This window comes from Armatimonas sp., assembly GCF_043760365.1.
GTDB lineage: Bacteria > Armatimonadota > Armatimonadia > Armatimonadales > Armatimonadaceae > Armatimonas.
In genome coordinates, this window is the sequence record NZ_JAYUPA010000580.1 from 1 (window position 1) to 4,339 (window position 4,339).

3 protein-coding genes are annotated in these 4,339 nt (G+C 59.9%); all 3 read right to left on the reverse strand.

Annotation, left to right across the window (positions count from 1 at the left end; all coding sequences use genetic code 11):
* Positions 1 to 2,724: hypothetical protein (locus ACH2EH_RS13220; protein ID WP_395142393.1), on the reverse strand; the 2,724-nt coding region annotated here is incomplete at its 3' end.
* 104 nt (positions 2,725 to 2,828) lie between these two features.
* Positions 2,829 to 3,467 (reverse strand): hypothetical protein, encoded by a 639-nt coding sequence (locus ACH2EH_RS13225; RefSeq protein ID WP_395142394.1) that lies wholly within the window; start codon positions 3,465 to 3,467, stop codon positions 2,829 to 2,831.
* Positions 3,468 to 3,935: 468 nt separating this feature from the next.
* Positions 3,936 to 4,339 (reverse strand): FGGY-family carbohydrate kinase (locus ACH2EH_RS13230; RefSeq protein WP_395142396.1); only part of this gene is annotated, 404 nt, incomplete at its 5' end.

Consider the following 4,339-nt stretch of genomic DNA (forward strand, 5'->3'; position numbering starts at 1 on the left):
CGCCCACCACTGGTGCGCCACCTCGTGCGCCGTGACATAGAACGGCGTGTCAAAGTCCCCCGGAGCCACCTTCATCGTGAAGCCGCCGTCCTCGGAGAAGGGAATCGTTCCGGCGAATGCCTGCGCCGCCACGGCCTCACCACGCGCGGGAAACTCGACAACGCGCAGCTCAGAGAACGGATACGGCCCGTAGGTCTCGGAGCAGAAGGCCAGCGAGGCTTTTGCGCCCGCGAGAATCCGCTTGATGTTCCAGGGGTGCCCGGCGTGGTAGTAGACCGTGATAGGAGTGCCTTTGTAGACGCTCTTTTGGGTGGCGTACTTGCCCGAGACCACCGACCAGAAGTAGCGCACCACATGGTCTGATTCGTAGCGAAAGCAGCGCCGCCCGCCCTCGCTCCACTCCCGAACAAGCTTACCAGGTGCCAGTGCGCGCTGATCGGGCGCAGTGCGTACCGTGATCGCCAGCTTCACCCAGTCTGAGTCGCCACCGATGTAGGTCTGGCTCAGCCCGATTTTCTCCGGCAGCTCCCGCCAGTGCGCCAGGCCCTGCTTCGTGCGCTCCGCCGTATCGGTCAGCTCCACTGCCGCCTGGTAGCCAATCCGGGGGGCGAGGTTGGCTAAGAAACTCCCGTTGGTGGCAATATCGGTGCGGGGGCCGCTCACGGCGAAGCCCGGCTTGTCCCAGACCAGCGTGAACGCAAGGGTAGTGCTCTGACCAGGAGCCAGCGGGGTGGCGAGCTTCCAGACCTGCACTCCCAGAGCCATGTTGTTCTGGGTGCGTGTGGCGTTGCGATCTCCACCAAACACGAGCTGGCGCAGCGCAAGATCACTGTCGTAGCTCAGAAGAACCTCAGGGATAGGCTTGCCGGTCTTGTTCTGGAGCGTGTAGCGCCCACTCAGCGAGAACGCCCGGCGCTCCGGCCAGAGGGTCACGTCAAGGCTGGCGGCGGTGATTTTTGGCTGTGGTCTGTCTACCCAGTTCCCTCGATACGCCCGCTCATAGTCCGCCTGCTCGCGCTTTGCTCCGTTCTCATTCTGGAAGCGATGGATCCCGTGAAAGTTATAGAGCAAAAGCCCCGTGCTCAGCGTACACAGAGCCGCCAGCGCCACCAGTGCCGCGCGCCGCTTTGGCTGTATCGCGAGCCCAAGCAAGAGGCAGGTCAGTAATAGCCAGTGCGTCCCCAGCCCAAAAAGCTGCACTGTGTAGGCGCTGAAGCCGTCGAGGTCGGAGTAGTGCGCTTCCCCGACCAGCCCCAGATTGAGCAGCGGGTGCTCCCAGCCCAGCTCACCAAACACCGACGGTAGCAGGGTCAGTGCGACGAAAATAATATGTCCCACAAACTTACTGGGCGCACGGCTATGGATAAGAAAGGCTAGGGCGGACATGCTCAAAAGGGGCACTCCGCACACGCCAAAGAGCGCGACCACGTAGCCACTGGCATCCGGCACGATGCCCCCCGCCCGCTGCTGGAGCATCCCAATTCCCCCGTAGATCGCTCCGGCGAGTGCCAGGCTCAGTACGAGGGCGGCAAACCGAGCCAGAGTCGCTGTCGCCCGTGAGAGGGGCAGGGTATCCACCAGTGGCGCGACGCGTAAAATACGCTCCTGCCAGCACAGCTCCCCGGCATAGATCGCCGCGACAAAGATAAAGAGCACTAAGTAGCTGTCACTCACTTCCTTGAGAACGTGGCTTGTGGTGGGCAGCAGCGCCGTTCCCGTAAATCCCTCTTCTTTTTGCCCCGTCACGGCAAAGACCAGCAGCCCCAGCGCGAGAAAGAGCCAGTAGGGCCAGCTCTTGAGAATAGAGCGGGTGTAAAAGCGTGCCAGATGCAAAAAGCTCCGCCACGCCCGAGGACGCGCTTTCACGGTGGCCCGAGGAATCGCTGCTTGCGGGGGCGGCACGCCTCCCTCATGGGTGCGGCGCGGAAGCTGCGGGGCCAGGGCGCAGAAGCGAAAGAGCAGGTTTCCCAGCATCAGGACTCCCAGCCCGATCCCCGACCAGAGCAACCGATTGGTCAGTAGCGCCCCATCCAACGAGGGCAGCCCCGCGTTTTTTTGCGCCGGTGTCCAGTACCGCGTCTCAACCATCGTGAGCACCATGCCGTAGGGGTCAAGCGCCGCCGCCACACCCCGACTCTCGATCCCCGCCGCAAGCGCGGCACTGATGAGGTAGAACACAAAAAGCCCGATTCCCAGCGCATAGACGGCAAAGAGGTTTCGCGTGAGCGCCCCCGCCACAAAGAACAGGGCGCTGGTCAGAAAAAGATTCGGCAACAGAATCACAAAGTACGAAAAAGTGTAGGGTGCAAGCTGAAATGAGCCAAGATGGGTCGTGTCGCCCGGCAGAACCGTTCCCAGCCACAGCCCGAATGGGAGCGCCGTGAAGAGGAGCGCCGTGACGATAAAGCTGCCCAAATAGCGCCCAAAGAAGTACTGCCACGCTTTGAGGCGCGATGTGAAGAAGAACTCGTGGACGCGCAGTTCAAAGTCGCGCAAGATGCCCGTGCCGGCAATGGCGGCGACAATCGGCCCGGCGACCAGGCAAAAAACACTACAGATCATCACAAGCTGCGTCGGTGCATTGGCAAAGAGCCGCCCGTTGTCGGCGTCCCCCCGGTCGCTCATCATCACCCCGACGGCACCTAGGAGGATAAAGAGAAATTGTCCCCAGGTCGCTCCCTGGCGCAGCCGTAGAAGCAGCTCCTGCTTAAAAACGGTGAGCATGATTACCCCCTTTTCCCGAACCCATCCCCTTGGCCCTGCTTCCCGAACCCATCCCCCCGGCCCCCTTCCCTGTACCAGGGAAGGGGGAGGCAGGAGGGGGTTTTCTACGGCAGGCTGGCACGGATGGGATGGCCTGCGGGGAAGAGACTGCGGATGAGCTTGCGGTAGGCGCTAATGTCGGTGTTGATGCTGGTGCCGAGGTTGCGGAGCGTACCCTGTGCCGCTTTGATGTCATTCACGGCGCTCTGTAGATCCGTGAGGGCGGTTGCAAACGTGGCAACGGCGGACCCAAACAAGGCGCGGGTGGTGCCGCTAGAGAGCGTGACAGGCAGTGTGAGCGCGGGGTACTCGCCCGGCGCGGTGGCATCCAGGCGCGTCCAGATTTCGTTGAGATCACCGAGAACCTTGCCCCACTTGACGGCGGCGGCGGTGGCGGGGGGGATCTTAGGGAGCATCGCGGTAAAGACACTGCCCGGCGCTGCGGCGCGCACGTAGGCGGTAAAGAGCGTGGTGCTGCTCTGGAGCGGCCCGAGGGTGTTATCGCGGGTCTGCATGGCGCTCTCCATGTCGTTGGTACGGGTAATCAACGTGGCCTGTGCGGCTTGGGCATCGGTTGCCTTGTCGGTAAACCCATCATGGGTGGTGCCGTTTGGTAAAACAATCGCCTGCCCCCGTGCTGTCTCGGCATTGTTCCAGTGATCGGCGTAGGCGTGTGCCTTTGCCGCGAGATCGAACTTTCTCATTGTAAAACCTCCGCACAAATTATATCACTCCTTCTCGTTTGTATCAATAAGCGTCTTTATAATTTTGATTTAATTTGTTTAATTATTGATATTATTAATTTAAATATTATAAATATTTATTATTGTCTTTATATAAATGATTTAATTATTGTCATTATGTGTTTAATTATTGTTATTTTATGGTTTTGTTTTTTAATATTTCATTTAATTATTAATATTATTGTTTTAATTTTACACATAATTCTCCGCCCAATGAATTGGGCGTCTGCAATGGCACTGCGTGCCGCAAAGCCTGTGCCAGGCTGGCTACCCCCTTCGCGAAGCCGGAGGGGGTGGCGCGGAGCGCCGGGGGAGGTTAGCCCGGAACGGGCTTTGCAGCCGAAGGCTACTGCAGACGCCGGTTTTCAACCGGCGGCATACGAGGGGATCGGTCTACGGTGAGCTGAGGCCCATTTATGGGCCCATCATTTATGCGCCCGTCTCCATGCCCACGTCCGCCATAATTTCCCGGTGGCGTTTTTGCGATTCATAAAGATCGCGCCAGATCGCGTATTTAGCATCGTGGAAGGCGCGCGTGGCCGGGTTGGGCGTGATCGTTTCTCCGGCGCGACCCATCGCGCTCATCGCGTCGGTGACACGAGCGTAGTCGCCCGAGGCGTGCGCGGCCAGAATCGCGGAGCCCAGCAGTACGGACTCGGACTCGCGCCCCAGAGTGATCGGTAAGCCACACGCATCGGCGTGCTGCTGGAGCCAGAGCGGGTTTTTCGTGCCGCCGCCGGTTGCGACAATCTGCGTGATGGCAAAGCCCGCCGCGTTCATTGCGTCCACAATCGCTCTTGTGCCGTAAGCCAGCGCCTGGATAGTCGCGACAT